Raw genomic sequence first — 16,807 nt, 5'->3', positions numbered from 1 at the left:
GATCGTCGGCCTTCGCGTATCGCCGGTTGTTCGCGTATCGTCGGCCCTCGCGTACGTCACCGGTACGTTTCGGCGACCGCGTCTCGGATACCGGCATCACGTGGCCGACGCCGTCACCGTCTTGTGCCCCAGTGACGAACGTGGAGTCGATGAACGCGAACGTGCTGGAGGCCATCGGTTCGCCGCTGGTCCGCGTCGACTCGCCGCCGGGCGCGACGATCGCGGCGAAGATCGAATCGAAGAACCCCGGCGGCTCGGCGAAGGACCGACCGGCGCTCGCGATGGTCGAGCGGGCCGAACGCGAGGGGAAGATCGAACCCGGCGACGCGCTCGTCGAACCGACGAGCGGCAACACGGGAATCGGGCTCTCCGTCGTCGCGGCCGCGAAGGGCTACGACCTCACGGTCGTGATGCCGGGATCGAAGTCGCCGGAGCGTCGGGCGATTATGAAGGCCTACGGGGCCGATATCGAACTCGTTGACGGCGAGATCTCGGAGGCGAAAGACCGAGCGGACGAACTCGAAGAGGCGGAGGGGATGATCCAGCTCCGGCAGTTCGAGAACCCCGCGAATCCCGAGGCTCACTACCTGACCACGGGCGAGGAGATCCTGGACCAGATCGGCGATCGGCGCGTCGACGCCCTCGTCGCGGGCGTCGGCACCGGCGGGACGATCACCGGGATCGGTCGTCGACTGCGCGAGGAGTTCCCCGAGATGGAGATTGTCGCCGTCGAACCCGCGGACAACGCCGTGCTGTCGGGCGGCGAACCCGGTGCCGACGACTTCCAGGGAATGGGGCCGGGATTCGTCAGCCCGAACCTCGATCGGGATCTCCTCGACGACGTCGAGACCGTCACGATCGACGAGGCGGAGGCCGAGTGTCGGCGACTCGCGCGCGAGGAGGGCATTCTGGTCGGCCAGTCCTCCGGCGCGTCGAACCTCGCGGCCAAGCGCGTCGCGGAACGACTCGCCGAGCCGACTATCGAGTGCGACGACGCCGAACCCGAGTTCATCATCGATCGGAAGTCCGGACAGGCAGGTTCTGGGGCGTCCGACCAATCGGGCGACGTCCAAGAGTCCGAGAGCGCGTCGACGGACTGTCCGCTCGTCATCACGGTGTTCTGGGACAGTGGAGAACGCTACATGTCGACCGGAATGTTCGACTGACGTCCGGATATACGAAACGTGCTACTAGCTAACAGATGGCTGTCAGTACGTTTCAAGAATCTCGGCACAGGCACTATCTGAGCAACGATGTATCGGTTGAAAAACGCTTTATTTACGAAAGTGACACTGTCAGCCAGTAAAGGGGTTGTATAAGTAGGAGAATATAAGTATCAGGACGTCGAATTATTTTATGCCGGGGTGCCTCTGACAACCGGCATATGGTAGCGTTTTCGATCTGGGACACGATGCTTCGTGTCTCTGTCTGGTGACCGATTCGACGGTCACAGACGCTACACACGCGCGACGGCCGCCTTGCCCGGACGGCCGTCGCGCGAGAAGTCACGACGTGAGGCTATCCTCTCATCACATACGTTAGTTATTTACGGACGAGTTCGTCGACTGTCCCGACTACCGTCGCACGGGGAGAATCGGAACCGGAGAACGCGAACAGGTGCGATCCACACCCACAGTCGGAGGCGCCGACCCCGTCGCACGGAACGGGAACGCCCTCGGGCGAAGATCCCACGCGCTCGCGGAGTCCCGCCGCCACTCGGCACTCGATATCGGCGTGCGGCGCCGCGACGACGGCGTCTAGGGTGACGTCGGGATGGCCGCCGAAGTAATCGATGTGCCAGTGTCGAACGTCGTGTTCCCCCGCCGCAACGCGTCGATGCCGGTCGATGCGTCCGAGGCCGTTCGAGCCGAACGCGCTGCCGACGTACGCGTACGCGGGGGAATCGAACGTCACTGCTCCGAGCGCCCCGATTGTGGTGGTCAGGGACGTCTCAAGGGAAAAGAGGAGCACGTAGCTTCCGGGAGGTGCCGTTCCGCGGCCGATTCCCAAGGCGTCTGTCCCCACAGCGATCGCGTCGGGATCGACGACGACTGGTCGTCGGGCATCGGCAGCGTCGTCGCCTTCCTCTGACATACGCTCACCGAGGGCGTCGGTGCCCAAAGTCGTGCTGGACCGTGTCGCCGACCGAAACGGTGACGGATACGCCGTGCCGAGAGACCCGATAACCGTGGATAAGCGCGCCGGGATCGACGAACTCGTCGACTGGATAAAACAGCGGCGGTACTACACCGATCAGATCACGGACCACCGTCGAGTCGAGGGGGCGTCCGCCGAGTACGCCGACGTCGAACTCGAACCTCGATTGGAGAAGTCGTTGACAGAACGAGGAATCGATCGCCTGTACCGACACCAGGCGGAGACGATCGAGGCGGTACGGGACGGTGAGAACGTCGTACTCGCGACCCCAACGGCGAGCGGGAAGAGCCTGGCCTACACCGTCCCGGCGTTCGAGCGGGCGATGGACCACGGCGGTCGGACGCTGTATCTCGGCCCGCAGAACGCGCTGATCGCCGATCAGGAAGAGACGCTCGCGGACCTGGCACGCGGGCTCGGATTCGGCAGTCGCGTGTCGGTCGATCAGTACACCGGGCGGCTCTCGCAGTCGGAAAAGCGCGACGTCCGCGACCGCCGCCCGACGGTGTTGCTCTCGAATCCGGATATGGTGCACTACGCGCTGTTGCCGCACGCCCACCGGCTCTGGGAGTGGTTCTTCGGATCGCTCGAAACCGTCGTGATCGACGAGATTCACGGCTACCGCGGCGTCTTCGGGAGCCACGTCGCGCTGACGCTGCGTCGACTCGACCGGATCTGCGAGCGCTTCGGGAGCGACCCGCAGTACGTCTGCTGCTCGGCGACGATCGGAAATCCGGTGGAACACGCCGCACGGGTGACCGGGAGGGCTGCGGAGACCTTTCGACTCGTCGACGAGGACACCAGCGCGACGGGAACGAAGCACTGGCTGCTGTGGAACCCGCCTGAGTACGCCAGCGAGCAGTCCGTAGCGACGTCAGCCGACGGTAACACCACACGCGAAAGCGGTCGCCGCCGATCGAGTCACGTTGAGGCGGAGAACCTCTTCGTCGACCTCGTCTCTCGCGGCTTGCAGACGCTCGCGTTCACGCGGGCGCGACAGACGGCCGAACGCTACGCCACCGAGAGCGCCAGCGACCTCCGCGAGCGCGGCGAACGCGACGCGGCGGCGTCGGTGACGGCGTATCAGGCCGCGTTGAACCACGACCGACGGCGCGAGATCGAATCGGGGCTGCACGACGGGTCCGTTCGTGGCGTCTGGTCGACCAACGCGCTGGAACTCGGCGTCGACGTCGGGGAGCTCGATGCGGTCCTGATCGACGGCTATCCCGGCACCCGAATGTCGGCGTTCCAGCAGGCCGGGCGGGCCGGACGCGGTGACGACGACGCGCTCGTGGTGCTCGTCGGCGGCGAGGACCAACTCGATCAGTACCTGCTCCGGCATCCAGAGGAGTTCTGGACGGGAGACCCCGAACGCGCGGTCTGCGACCCCGCGAACGACGAACTACTCCCCGATCACGTCGCGTCGGCGGCCGCGGAAAACTGGCTTCGGGCCGACGACGAGCAGCACTTCGGCGAGTCGTTCCCGGACGTCGTCCGCTCGCTCTCCGAGGCGGGACGGCTCGAACGGCGCGAGACCGAGGAGGGAACCCGCTGGACGCACAGCGGCGGCGGGAGCCCCCAACACGAAATGAGCCTCCGGACGATCGAACGTCGAGAGATCGATCTTCTCGATTCGCGCTCGAACGAGGTGATCTCGTCGCTGTCGTTCACCGACGCCCTGCGTGACGCCCATCGCGGCGCGATCTACCACCACCAGGGGACGACGTACGAGGTGACCGGGCTCGATTTGGACCGCGACCTCGCGATCCTGCAGCCCACGTGGGCCGACTACTACACCCGCGTGCTTCACGACAAGACCATCACCGTCGAGGAGGATCGCCGGGCGAAGTCGCTGTCGTCGCGGTCGGAGACCGAGATCCGGTTCGCCGAGGTGACGATGCGCAAGCAGATCACGGGGTTCGAGCGGCGCGACCCGCGCCGCGGCGAGGCCATCGGTCGGGAGACGCTCGATCTTCCCGAGACGACGCTGCGGACGACGGCGCTGTATTTCACGGTTCCCGACGACGTCGAGCGAGAGATGCGGGAGACGGGCGGCGAGTACGGCTTCAACGGCGGGATTCACGCGGCCGAGCACGGGATGATCTCGCTCTTTCCGCTCTCGTTCCTCTGCGATCGCGGCGATATCGGCGGGCTGTCGACGCCGCATCACTCCCACACCGGGCGGTCGACGATCTTCGTCTACGACGGCTACCCCGGCGGTGTCGGCCTGGCCGAAAGCGGCTACGACGAGATCGAGACGCTGCTCCGACGCACGCGTGAGATGATCGCCGATTGCGACTGCGCGGACGGCTGTCCGGCCTGCGTGCAGTCGCCGCACTGCGGAAACGCCAACGATCCGCTCTCGAAGGCGGAGGCGGTGTGTCTGCTGGACGCGCTTTCGACGGACGAGTGAGGGCGCTCCGTTCTGGAGAGGAGTCTCGAGGCTACGACGCCCCGACGTCCCGCTCGTACTGCCATCCGACGCCGAGCGCGTCGGCGACGGTAGACGGATTCTCGACGTGGGGAACGGTCATCGAACCCTCGGAGTCGTCGCGTTCGACGTCCTCCGGGTCCGGAACGGTGAGTTGGATCTCGGATCCATCGCCGGTCGGTCGCTCGAATTCGACCGTCGCCGTCCCGAACGCCCGGTCGACGAGGTCCGTGTTAACGCTGACGGCGGTCACGTCGCCGCGTTCGATCCGCTGCTGTGGTTCGTCGAGCCACGTGTCGTAGGCGACGAGCACGTGCTCGTAGCACCGGAACTCCAGCGTCCCGTAGCGGAGAAACCACGAACCGGCGCGGAGCGCGGCGAGCGCGAGAATCACCACGAGTGGATACGCTGCGAGCCGTAACGGAGCGAACGTCGCGAGGAGCGCCCCGATCACGTACAGGAGGAGGACGCCGCTGGTCACGGTGTACGTGAACCCGCGGTAGAGCGCGTCGGCGACGCGAGTCAGTCGCGTGGGCCGAATCCGAACGATCGGCTCGGCGTCCGGTTCGGCGATCCGAACGGGCGTGATCTCCGTCTCCGCGCTGCCGTACAGCCGGTAGAAGATCCCCCGCTTGTCGTCGTCGCGGTCGACCTGGATCGCGCGGAGGTCGTAGATCACTTTTCCGCCGACGATCAGCGCCAGGACCGCGGTGCTGGTGACGTCGAACGATCCGGCGACGAAGATGAGCGTCCCGACAGCGAAGACGTGCTTGAACGGGATCAACAGCACCGAGCGCGGCGAGTGATCGCGGTAGCCGCCGTCGCGGAAGTAGTGGGTCGCGGTTTCGACCCCGCGGCCGACGAACACGCTGACGCCGCCAAGGAGGATCTGTCCCGTCGTTTCGGTCGTAACGACGGGCTCCGAAAGGGCGAACACGAGGAATGCGGCCCCGAGTTCCACGGGTGCGAGGAGCACGACAGTAACCGCGAGTGTCGGGAGATTTCTGAGGTAGACGTCCGGGAGTGGCCTCAGTAGGCCGATTCCGCCTCGCTTGGCCTGTACCGGTCCCAACAGTCGATGCGCTCCCATCGCGTTGTTCGGGCGCTTCGCCGCGAAGGGGATCTTCACCGCGGTCCAGAACAGCACGGCAGCGAGTTCGAGCACGAAGACTCCGAGGAGGGCGGAAGCGGTCCACCCCAGCGCGAAGACGCCGACGAGGAGAACGGCGTTCGAGGCAATCACCGCCAGCGGACCGGCGTACGGTAGCGGAGGGATTCGCACAGCCGAAGGTGTAGAGCTCACCAGTTGAGTGTCACGATTCCCGCGGTCGCAGCGACCTCCGGCCGATCACCGCCGCAGGGAGCCGTCGAGCGCTCGATCGACCACCAGCAGCGAGGCCACCGCGGGCAACACGACTACGACCGCGGGGAGCGGTTCGAGGAGCCCCAGCGAGACGATGAGCGTCGTCGCGCACGCGGGGGGGTGGACCAGGTTCGTAAGCCGCATCCCGATCGTCGTGAGCATCAGCGCGAGGACCGCGCTGATCGCCAGCCACGGCGGATCGAACAGAAGCGGCGACTCCGGAACCGGAACCACCGCGGAGACGGCGATGTACGAGACCAACCCCGCCACGACGCCCACCGCGTGTCCGCCCACGACGACGCGCCCGCTGGGTCCCCGGCGCGCAGTCGATAGGACATACGCCGAGGGGCCGAGACTCGGGAACACGGCTGGCGCGCCCGAGAGCCACGCTACCGCGGCCGCGATCGATAGGAGGAGCCCCGCGCGGAGGCCCACCGCGACGTCGTCACCCACGTCCTTCCGAGACACGAGTCCGGAGAGATGGAGAAACGCAAAGAGCGGTTCGGTTCTGTGATGCATCGGGCGGCGTGCCGAGAGCGACAGAACTTTTAGGCTGCCCTAAAGAGTGACAGTCGATGACCCAAGACGTCTGCGTCGTGGTCCCGACCATCCGCGACTACGACTGTATGCGGGTGTACTTCGAGAACGCCCGCGACCACGGCTTCGACCTCGACCGACTGTTCGTCCTCCTCGTCACGGAGGACTTCTGCGACGTCGAGGCGATGGAAGCGATGCTCGAAGAGGAGGGAGTCGACGGCGCGGTTTACGACGGTTCGCGTCGCGAGGCGTGGTTCGAAGAGCGAGGGCTGGCCGCCTTTTCGCACTTGATTCCTGCTGCGTCGCACGCCCAGACCAGTTTCGGGCTGCTCTATCTGTGGGCACACCCGCGATTCGAGCGCGGCGTGTTCATCGACGACGACACGCTTCCGCACGACGAGTGGGACTTCTTCGGCCGTCATATGACCAACCTCGACCGGACCGACGAGGTCGAGTCCGTCAGCTCCGAAGAGCGCTGGGTGAACGTCCTCTATCAGCGCGTCGACGAACACGGCCTGTACCCCCGTGGGTACCCGTACTCCGCGATGGACGAGAACGTCCAGACCGGCACACGGGAACTCTCTGACGTCGTCGCCTCGCAGGGTCTCTGGACGAACGTGCCGGACCTCGATGCGGTTCGTATCCTGATGGACGGCGACCTGCAGGGGCAGGCGCAGACCCGGACCGGGAAGGCGGACTTCGACGGCGACTTCGTCGCGGAGCCGGGACAGTACCTCACCGTCTGCTCGATGAACCTCGCCTTCGAGCGCGAGGTGATCCCGGCGTTCTACCAGCTCCCGATGGACGACAACGAGTGGGACGTCGGCCGGTTCGACGACATCTGGTCGGGCGTGTTCCTCAAACGCGCGGCCGATCTACTCGGGAAGGACGTCGTCAACGGCTACCCGCTCTGCGAGCACAACAAGGCCCCGCGGCCGACGTTCGACGACCTGAACAACGAGGTTCCGGGTCTCGAACTCAACGAGCACGTCTGGGAGGTCGTCGACGTCGTCGGCGACGACGCGGATTCGTGGGGCGGAATCGCCCACGCGATGGCGCGAGCGCTCGCCGACGGCGACTTCTCGGAGTGGAACAACGGGGCGTTCCTGAACGTCTGTGGGGAGTACTGGCTCGACTGGCTCGACTGCCTCGACGAACTGGACGACTTGACGGACCGAGACGAGAGCGAGCGTCGGGAACCGGAAGCCGCCGTCGCGGACGACTGAACCGTACCGGAAAGTATATACCTTTTAGGTAGACCTAAATCAACTATGCACGAACGAAACGAAGCGCCTCGGACCCGCCGCCGATTCCTCCAGGCGGCGGCCGCCGCGGGCATCGTCGGCGTCGCGGGTTGTAACACGCCGGGCGGGGACGGAACCGCCACGGAAACAGAGACGGGCGGCGACGGATCCGGCGGGGACTCTCCCGAACAGATCGGGTCCGGTCAGGGACCCTTCGGCGACCGCGACCTCTCCGGCGTTCCGATGTCGGAGATGCCCGACCTCGAAGGGGAACTGACGCTGTACTCGGGCCGCGGCGAGGCGCTCGTCGGCGAACTCGTGGGCTTCATCGAGGACCAGTACCCGAACTTCACGGTCCGCCCGCAGTACAACTCGGCTGCCGAACTCGTAAACCAGATCGACATCGAGGGGGACAACAGCCCCGCAGACGTGTTCTACTCGGTGAACGCGGGCGCGCTCGGAACCCTCGCCGAATGGGGTCGCACGCGGGCGCTCCCAGACGAGGTCTTGGAGTTCGTCCCGGAGAACTTCCGCGCGCCCGACGGGTCGTGGATCGGGACCTCCGGCCGCGCCCGATCGATCCCGTACAACACGGACACCTTCTCGGAGTCGGATATCCCCGAGAGCATTATGGCGTTCCCGGAGACGGCCGCGTTCGAGGGCGAACTCGGCTGGGCTCCGACGTACTCCTCCTTCCAGGCGTTCATCACGGCGATGCGGATCCTCGAGGGCGACGACGCCACCCGCGAGTGGCTGGCGGGAATGCAGGAACTCGGCGTGAGCCAGTACGGCGACGAGTTCCAGATCGCCCGGGCCGTCGCGGACGGCGAGATCGCCGCCGGACTGACGAATCACTACTACATCCAACGCGTGCTGGCGCGACGCGGCACCGGAACCCCCCTCGCGACCACGTTCACCCGGAACGACGCTGGCGCGGTGTTCAACGTCGCCGGAGCGTGCGTCCTCGACACCGCCGCCGACGACACGCTCGCGGCTAACTTCGTCCGCCACCTCCTCTCGGCAGAGGCGCAGGACTACTTCGCCAGAACCACGTTCGAGTATCCCCTTGTCCCCGAGGTCGAGCCGATCGGCCGCCTCCCGACGATCGACGAGTTGAACCCGCCCGAGGATATAGACCTGTCACAACTGTCGGACCTCGAGACGACGATCGAACTCCTCCGGGAGACGGGCATCCTCTGAGGGCCGACGAGAGAGACAGGTCACGATGGCCACGGAACACCGGACGACGAAGACGGACGACGAGGGCGACGGGCAGACGCGGCTCCCGCTCGGCGTTTCCGTCGCGGCGGCCGCCGTTTCCGCGGCCGTGGTTCTCCCGGTGCTGTGGCTCGTCAAGACCGGGCTCGAAGTCGGCCTCACGGAAGCGCTCGCGCTTCTGACGCGACCGACGACGCTCGAAGTCTTTCTCAACAGCGCGATTTTGGTCACGCTGACGACCGCCGCGTGCGTGTTGATCGGCGTTCCACTGGCGTATCTGACCGTGCGGACGGATCTCCCGTTCCGTCGGTTCTGGACGATCGCCGTCTCGCTTCCGCTCGTGATTCCGAGCTACGTGGGCGCATTCGCGTTCGTCTCGGCGTTCGGTCCGCAGGGGGCGTTCCAGCGGCTCCTCGCGCCGATCGGGATCGAGCGGATCCCCGAAATTTACGGTCTCGAAGGGTCGGTGTTGATTCTCACACTGTACACCTATCCCTACGTCTACATCACCGCGCGGGCGTCGCTGAAGTCGATGGACACGACGCTGATCGATGCCGCGCGGACGCTCGAACACGACCGCTGGGAGACGTTCCGGCGGGTGACGATCCCCCAGATCCGCCCGGCCGTCGCCGCGGGCGCGCTGCTCGCGGGGCTCTACGTCCTCGCTGACTTCGGAACGCCGTCGATTATGCGCTACGACGTGTTCACGCGCGTCATTTTCGTCGAGTTCGGGACGTTCGGTCGCGACACCGCGACCCTGCTATCGCTGCAGCTGGTCGCGGTCACGCTATTCATCCTCTGGCTGGAGTCGCGCGTCCGCGGCGAGGAGCGGACGACCGCGGGCGGCCGGTCGCGGGCGGCCGTCTCGCTCGGAGCGTGGCGCTACCCCGCGATGGGCTTTGCGGCCATCGTGGCCGGGTTGGCGCTCGTCGTCCCGGTCGTCATCCTGGTCTCGTGGCTCGGAACCGCCTCGACGACGGTCAATCAGTCGCTGGCGTTTCAGTGGTCGTACGCGGCCAACTCCGTCGCCGTCGCGGCGGCGGCAGCGGCGCTCGCGGTGGTGGCCGGGCTTCCGGTCGCGTACCTCTCGGCGCGGTACGACGGCTTCGTCCCGACCGCGTTCGAGCGCCTCAGCTACGTCGGCTACGCCATCCCCGGCGTGGTCCTCGGCCTCGCGCTCGTGTTCTTCGGGAGCCAGTACGCGACGCCGATCTACCAGACGCTGTACCTGCTGGTGTTCGCGTACGTGATCCGGTTCCTGCCGCAGTCGGTCGGCTCGCTCCGCGCGTCGTTCCTCTCTGTCGACCCGGCGCTTCCGGAGGCCGCGCGGACGCTCGGGCAGACCTCCGCGGGCGCGTTCCGCTACGTGACGCTCCCGCTGGTCGCACCCGGCTTGTTCGGCGGCGCGGCGCTCGTCTTCCTGACGACGATGAAGGAACTGCCCGCGACGCTGCTGCTGCGACCGTCGGGTTTTACCACGCTCGTCACACATATCTGGACAGCGTATGAATCGGGCTACTTCGGACAGGCGGCGATTCCGGCCCTGGTCTTGTTGTTCGTTTCGGGGCTCTCGATGCTCGTGATACTGAGACAGGAGGGATATGATGTCAAATAGCACACAGTCTGCGGTGGAGTCGGACGCGGAGCGACGGACCGAACGAACGGGAGACCGCGGTGAACGCGTCGGCGACGGCGAACGCGTCGACGGCGACGGTGGAGGCGTCGACAGCACTGGTGGTGGCGTCGGCGACGATGGTGAACGCGGCGGCGAGGAACGCCATACAGGGACAGCGTCGCCCCCTGGTCTATCTGAGGTCGGCGACAGCGTCGTTCTCGAACTCGACGACCTCGGGAAGTCCTACGGCTCAGAACTGGTCGTAGAGGGCCTCTCGCTCTCGGTCAGGGATGGAGAGATCCTGACGCTTCTCGGTCCGTCCGGCTGTGGGAAGACGACGACGCTTCGACTCATCGCCGGACTCGAACAGCCGGACGCAGGAGCGGTACGGCTGAACGGCCGGTCGGTGTCGGGCTCGACGTTCGTGCCGCCGGAGGAGCGCGGCGTCGGCGTCGTCTTTCAGGAGTTCGCGCTGTTTCCGCACCTCACCGCGCGAGAGAACGTCGCGTTCGGGCTGAAGGACCGCCCCGCCGACGAGATCCGCGAGCGCGTCGACGACCTGCTCGAACTGGTCGATCTCGCGGATCAGGGCGACAGCTACCCGGATCAGCTCTCCGGCGGGCAGCAGCAACGGGTCGCCCTCGCGCGCTCTTTGGCTCCCGAACCCGAGATTCTCCTCCTCGACGAGCCGTTCTCGAACCTCGACGTCGACCTCCGCGTGGAGATGCGCGAGGAGGTGCGGCGGATCATCAAAGAGACGGGCGTGACGGCCGTCTCGGTGACGCACGATCAGGAGGAGGCCCTCTCCATCTCCGACCGCGTCGCCGTGATGAACGACGGGCAGATCGAGCAGATCGGCGATCCGGAAGGCGTCTTCCAGCATCCCGAGTCCAGGTTCGTCGCCGCCTTCCTGGGCTATGCGAGCTTCGTCCCCGGCTACGTCTCCGGCGACGTCGTCGAGACCGATCTCGGGACCGTTCCGCGCGAGCAGATCCACGGTCTCGCACCGGAGTACGACCACACGCGGATCGACTTGCTCGTCCGCCCCGACGACGTGAGCGTGCGCACGCTCGACTGCGAGGGCGTCGAGGCGAGTTGCGGGCGCGTCGTCGCCCGGCGGTACCTGGGCCCGACGTTCCTGTACGAAGTCGAGTTGGACACCGGCGAATCGATCCAGTGCATGCACAACCACGACGAGGAGATCCCCAAATCGGGGCCCGTCGACCTCGAACTCGACGCGGACCACGAACTCGCGTGGTTCCCCCGCGAGCAACGCCCCGAAGACGATTCCCGATACGGCGAGTGAGCCGTGTCGCGGCGATCCCTCAATCCTCGGTTCCGCGCGGCCGGTCGAAAGGTCCTCGCTGCAGTGCGTGAACTGCCGAAACAAACGGTATCCGGCGCACGAACAGTGCCGAAACGAACCGCTGCCGCCAGCCGTGAACACCCCGAACGAGTCGTCGCCACGGTCCTCGCGCTCGCCGTCGGGGGACTCGTCTATTCGCTCGCGATCGACCTCTTCGCGTACCACTCTGTCAACGACGACGAGGGCGTCTACCTCTATCAGGCCGCGATGCTCCTGGAGGGGCGGCTGTTCCTCCGGCCCGGCGAGATCCCGTGGGAGGCGGTCAGACCGTGGTTCTTCGTCGTCGACGGCGTCGGCGACGGCGTCAGGATGTACGGCAAGTACTCGCCGGTCGCCCCGGCAATCTTCGCCGTCGGGCGGCTTCTCGGCGACTGGAACCTCGCGTTAGGTTTCGTCGCGGCGGGGACGGCGACGGGCGTCTACGCGCTCGGATCGGTGGCGTTCGACCGCCGCGTCGGGCTCCTCGCGATACCGGTGCTCGCGGCGTCGCCGCTGTTCCTGCTGACCTCGTCGACGTTTCTCTCCTACGCGCCAGCGACGCTTCTGAACGTCGCGTTCGCGGTCGCGTACGTCCGCGCGGCGCGAACCGGCAGCCGACGGTGGGGGGTGGCAGCGGGGACCGCGATCGGCCTCGCGTTCTTCTGCCGTTCGTACACGGCGGTTCTCTTCGCCCTCCCGTTTATCGCGCACTCGCTCGTCTCGCTCGGAGTCGTCTGGCGGCGGTCGGGGTGGACGTCGCCGTTCCGACGGGTTCTCGGGCGGTCGCTCGCGGTGGCGGTTCCGGGAGCGGCGTTCGTCGGCCTGACGCTCGCGTACAACGCCGTCGTGACGGGCGACCCGCTGCTGTTCCCGTACGCGGCCTTCGCGCCGAACGACGGCGTCGGGTTCGGGACGCGAGAGATCCTCAACTACGAGCGCGAGTACACGCCCGAACTCGCCGCCGACGTGACGAGGACGGTCGTCGAGTACTTCTTCACCGAGTGGGTCGCGGCCGGGGCTCTCGGCACACTTCTGGCGATCGTCGGCGTCTTCGCGGCGGGCTGGCGCGGCCGAGACCGACTCGTCGAGTTGGTGCGCGTCCGGCATCTCCACGCGGTAGGCTCGCGGTTCGATCCGGCGGCCGATATGTCCGCCCACGAGGTCGCGGCCGTCCTCCTCGCGGTCGTGCCGTCCGTCTTTCTGGGTGAGGCGTACTTCTGGGGGACGCACAACGGCCTCCGAAACGGGCTCATCGATCTGCTCGGGCCGTTCTATCACTTCGACGCACTCGTCCCCGTCTCGATCTTCGCCGCCGCCGGGATCGCCTTCGTCTGTCGCGGCGTGGTCGGAGTGCTCAGTTCCCGAATCTCCCGGCGGGGGGCGAAACTCGCGCTCCTCGTCGGCCTCGTCGCTACCGCCCCCGTCGTCGCGTCGGCGGAGCGGGCGGTTCTCGAAGAACCGTTCACGGCCAACGAGCGACGGACCGACAGTCTGGCGGCGACCTACGAGCCGTTCGAGGATCGCGAATTCGACGACGCGCTGGTGTTCACGCCCGATCCGTACGGGGACTGGCAGGCGCATCCGTTCCAGTACCTGCGATACGATCCCGGCTACGACGGCGACGTCGTCTACGCCACCGACGGCTCGCCCGAGCGCGACTTGGACGTCCTCGCCGCGGCGAACCGGACGCCGTACCGCTTCACCTATCGCGGTGACTGGACGGGCGCATACACCCCCGTGAATTCCGACCTCCAGCGACTCCGCGTCATCGAATCGGACTCCGTTCGCGCGACCACGTCGGTCGGCGTCCCCCGCGGGGCCTCGACTGCGAGCGTGCGCGTCGAGACGCCCGAGGGTTACGCGCGATACACGGTCCCGGACACCGCGCGAGCGAACGAGACGGTCACCGTCGAGTGGGCGATCGGTCCGGACGCGGCCCGCGCGGAGAACCTCCGCTTCGAGGGCGGATCGGACGGGGGCGTCCCGCTCGCCGCCGACGGCGCGGAAGTCGATCTCGTGGTGACGTTCGTCGGCGTCGGCGGATCGAGCGTCACGTACCGCCAGGAAGTCACCGTCGAGAGCGGGGAAGAGGGCGTTCGGGCCGTCTGGCCGCCGGAAACGCGCGTCTGTCGACTCACGACCGAGTGCGGTACCGAAGGGACCTGGGTCGGTCCCGACGGCGACTACGTCGACGGCGTCTCCGTCGAAACGGACGCCCGCGCGGCGTCGTAAGACGCACGGAAAAGTCGGGGCCGACGAACGCTGGCCGGTTCGGGTCGAGGTCAGAGGCGGTTCAGCGAACGACGGTCCGCTCAGATCGGGCCGGTGAAACTGACGTCGAGGAGGCCCTCTTTCACCGCGTACTGCAGCCGCTCGTCGAGCGCCATCTCGCTCCAGTCCTCGGGGCGTCGCGGCTCCGGGACGTCTTCGAGACGCGCGACGATCGATTCGTGAAGGAATCTGCCGTTTTCGCCGCAGTCCGCGCACGTGAGGATGATGAGTCGGACTCGGTAGGGGCGTTCCTCGACGCGCCCGCAGTGCGGGCAGACGTACGATTCGGTCACTGGCTACCGCTACGATCCGGAGTGACTCGAATCTGTGGGTTTCCACCGGCGGGTCTCGGTCCCGCTCACTGGGCTTCGAACACGGCGACGTGATCGACTTCGAGACCCGCTGCGGTGGCGAGCGACGTGTCGGTGACGAGATCAGTCGGATCCACGTCGACGTCCGAAAGCGTCACCGTCGCGGGGGCGGTTCCGAAGTTCAGGACGCAGACGTAGGCGTCGCCGTCCAGCGCGCGGCGGAAGGCGACGATGCGGTCGGTGTCATCAGCGTCCGAGCCACCAGTGTTGGAGCCGTCAGCATCGGTGCCGCCCGTGTTGGAGCCGTCAGCGCCAGCGTCGTCGGCATTTCCTTCGTCCACACCGACCTCGTACTCCACCCGACTAATCGACCCGTCCGGACCGAGCGCGTCGACCGACGATCGGAGATCGAGCAGTCGGGAGTAGTGGGCGTGGAAGTCCTCTCTTGCGTCGTCCCACGCGAGGGCGTCGCGTCGGCCCCGCTGGCCGAGTTCTTGGCCGCCGTAGAGCATCGGTATCCCGGGAAGCGTACAGATCGCACCCGCGGCGGCCATCGCGGCGTCGTCGCCGCACTCGACGACGTAGCGCGTCTCGTCGTGGTTCTCGAGGTAGACCATAAACGCCGCGTGCGGCGGAAACCCGACCTCCGCGCGTTGCTCGATCGCGTCGAGAATCGACCCCGCGGGCGCGTCTCCGCGGCCGACCTGTCGCAGCGTGAAGTACAGCGTCGTGTCGAAGTGGACGTCGAACATCCCGTCGTGGAAGTCCGGGATGTACGGGATCGTCTCGTCGAGCAGCAGGAACTCCGGGTCCCGGGACTTCACGCGGTCGCGGAGCTCCTTCCAGAACGTGTCCGGAACGGCCCACGCCATATCGCAGCGGAAGCCGTCGGCGACTTCGAACCACTCGTCCACGGCGTCGAGGAGATGTCGGCGGACCGCGAGGTTCTCGAAGTTCCAGTTGGCGATGTACTCCCACTCGAAGTACGTCTCTGGCTCGCCGTTCTCCTGCCAGTCGTACCACTCGTAGTACGCCGAGTCGGGGTTGCCGTAGGCGTCCTGGAAGAAGGGGTGATCGCGGGCGGAGTGGTTCAACACGAGATCGAAGAGGACCGCCATTCCGCGGTCGTGCGCGGCGTCGACGAACCGCTCGTAGTCCTCGCGGTCTCCGAGGTCCTCCGCGATCGCGAAGAAGTCCGTGATGTTGTAGCCGTGCGGCGCGTGGTCGTTTTCGAGCACGGGCGTCAGCCACAGACAGTCGACGCCGAGGTCGGCCAAGTAGTCGAGGCGGCGTTCGATCCGCGCGAAGACGGAATCCGCCGAAGCGTCGGACGCACCGCCTTCGATGGAGTCGGCCTCGTCCGCATCGTCGCCAGCGAAGCCGCGGACGTAGATCTCATACAGCGTGATGTCGCGAGCCCACTCCGGCGGATCGTTGGGACGGACGACCTCGAACCCGGTCTTCTCGGCGGGTGTGGCGTCAGTTGTTTCTGATTCCCTGTCGCCTGTCTTCGTGCCGGTCGAAACCGTGAGCGCCGACTCGTCCCCGCTGCCGTCGGGAACGGCTTCGCGGGAGAACTCGATCGTGTCGGGGACGCTGTAGGCGTCGGCGACGGCGACCGCGTGGACCCGGACGCGGTGGCCCACGGCGGACGTCGGAATCCGTAGCTCCCACCCCTCGACGTCGATCACGTCCTCGTCGACGTCGTCGCGGTCGTCCATCAAGAACTCGACGACGACCTCATCGCGATCGGTGTCGCTCTCCGGATGGGGTTGCGGATCGGCGCGGACGACGAGTTCGTCGCCCTCGACGGCACCGTACAACTGCAGTCGGGGGCGGCCGCCACCGCCGGAGCGAGCGTGAGTGCCGGAGCCGGATCCCGACACGCCGCCGCTCTCGCCGACGGGTCGTGCCGATCCGCTCTGGTGGCCGCTCACTCCACTTTGGCCGCTTCGGCCGCCCCGGGAACCGACGGGGGCGAGTTCGCCCGGGAACGCCCGGACCGTGAGCGTGTGGGTGCGGTCAGGTGCGCGTAGTTCGAGTTCGTAGACACCCGGTGCGTCGGGGGCGAACTCGACGACTGGCTTTCCGCCCGGGAGTTCGGTGGTGCTACTCGCGGGGGCGCTCCGAATCCACCACTCGTACGTCGCCGCCGGGTCGGGATCGCGGGGAGCGAGTTGAACGGCGTCACCCACTGCGACGAACCGGGGGGGTCCTGGATGATTCATATCAGTTCGAACGGGCGGTCGCACCTTTGTCTTTGCCCCGCCGTCGCGTCGATCTCTCCGTTTTTGACCGTCTATCCCCATCGACCGTGT

The 16,807-nt window shown here is 66.9% G+C and carries 12 protein-coding genes; 7 read left to right on the top strand and 5 right to left on the bottom strand.

All coding sequences use genetic code 11. The features are described from left to right. Nucleotides 1-149 precede the first annotated feature (149 nt). A complete protein-coding gene (locus FJT57_RS05560; RefSeq protein WP_144904443.1) occupies nt 150-1,166 on the top strand; it encodes a PLP-dependent cysteine synthase family protein in 1,017 nt (338 codons plus the stop codon). Nucleotides 1,167-1,542: 376 nt separating this feature from the next. On the opposite strand, the gene FJT57_RS05555 is transcribed toward FJT57_RS05560, so the two are convergent. Continuing rightward, nucleotides 1,543-2,094 carry a GIY-YIG nuclease family protein gene (locus FJT57_RS05555; RefSeq protein WP_144902706.1) on the bottom strand — a complete coding sequence of 184 codons (552 nt, stop codon included), beginning with the start codon at nt 2,092-2,094 and terminating at the stop codon, nt 1,543-1,545. 112 nt (nt 2,095-2,206) lie between these two features. Here FJT57_RS05555 and FJT57_RS05550 point away from each other — a divergent pair, with 112 nt between their 5' ends. Next, nucleotides 2,207-4,567 (top strand): DEAD/DEAH box helicase, encoded by a 2,361-nt coding sequence (locus FJT57_RS05550; protein ID WP_144904441.1) that lies wholly within the window; start codon nt 2,207-2,209, stop codon nt 4,565-4,567. A 31-nt stretch (nt 4,568-4,598) separates the two neighbouring features. Here FJT57_RS05550 and FJT57_RS05545 read toward each other — a convergent pair whose 3' ends face one another. Continuing rightward, nucleotides 4,599-5,867: a DUF6498-containing protein gene (locus FJT57_RS05545; protein ID WP_144902703.1), complete on the bottom strand. Its 1,269-nt coding sequence runs from the start codon at nt 5,865-5,867 to the stop codon at nt 4,599-4,601. Nucleotides 5,868-5,933: 66 nt separating this feature from the next. Continuing rightward, complete coding sequence (locus tag FJT57_RS05540; RefSeq protein ID WP_238993922.1) at nt 5,934-6,467, bottom strand: HPP family protein; 534 nt, start codon at nt 6,465-6,467, stop codon at nt 5,934-5,936. A 56-nt stretch (nt 6,468-6,523) separates the two neighbouring features. Here FJT57_RS05540 and FJT57_RS05535 point away from each other — a divergent pair, with 56 nt between their 5' ends. The 5 genes from FJT57_RS05535 to FJT57_RS05515 all read left to right on the top strand — a co-directional run bounded on the left by FJT57_RS05535 (nt 6,524) and on the right by FJT57_RS05515 (nt 14,139). Beyond that, nucleotides 6,524-7,711 (top strand): alpha-1 4-glucan-protein synthase, encoded by a 1,188-nt coding sequence (locus FJT57_RS05535; protein ID WP_144902700.1) that lies wholly within the window; start codon nt 6,524-6,526, stop codon nt 7,709-7,711. Between the two features lie 45 nt (nt 7,712-7,756). After that, nucleotides 7,757-8,929 (top strand): extracellular solute-binding protein, encoded by a 1,173-nt coding sequence (locus tag FJT57_RS05530; RefSeq protein WP_144902697.1) that lies wholly within the window; start codon nt 7,757-7,759, stop codon nt 8,927-8,929. A gap of 25 nt (nt 8,930-8,954) precedes the next feature. After that, a complete protein-coding gene (locus tag FJT57_RS05525) occupies nt 8,955-10,562 on the top strand; it encodes an ABC transporter permease (RefSeq protein ID WP_144902694.1) in 1,608 nt (535 codons plus the stop codon). After that, nucleotides 10,552-11,868: an ABC transporter ATP-binding protein gene (locus FJT57_RS05520; RefSeq protein ID WP_238993921.1), complete on the top strand. Its 1,317-nt coding sequence runs from the start codon at nt 10,552-10,554 to the stop codon at nt 11,866-11,868. Before FJT57_RS05525 ends, FJT57_RS05520 begins: the two co-directional genes overlap by 11 nt. 105 nt (nt 11,869-11,973) lie before the next feature. Beyond that, on the top strand, nt 11,974-14,139 hold the full coding sequence (locus tag FJT57_RS05515; protein ID WP_144902690.1) for a DUF7846 domain-containing protein: 2,166 nt from the start codon (nt 11,974-11,976) through the stop codon (nt 14,137-14,139). Between the two features lie 80 nt (nt 14,140-14,219). Here the strand turns inward: FJT57_RS05515 and FJT57_RS05510 are convergent, their stop codons facing one another. Then, nucleotides 14,220-14,471 carry a hypothetical protein gene (locus tag FJT57_RS05510; RefSeq protein WP_144902687.1) on the bottom strand — a complete coding sequence of 84 codons (252 nt, stop codon included), beginning with the start codon at nt 14,469-14,471 and terminating at the stop codon, nt 14,220-14,222. A gap of 65 nt (nt 14,472-14,536) precedes the next feature. Beyond that, entirely contained in the window at nt 14,537-16,717 is a 2,181-nt protein-coding gene (gene malA, locus FJT57_RS05505; RefSeq protein WP_144902684.1) for an alpha-amylase MalA, read from the bottom strand. Between the last annotated feature and the right edge of the window lie 90 nt (nt 16,718-16,807).

This window comes from Halobellus captivus (assembly GCF_007655485.1).
GTDB lineage: Archaea > Halobacteriota > Halobacteria > Halobacteriales > Haloferacaceae > Haloquadratum > Haloquadratum captivum.
This window is presented reverse-complemented; position numbering and strand designations above follow the sequence as displayed.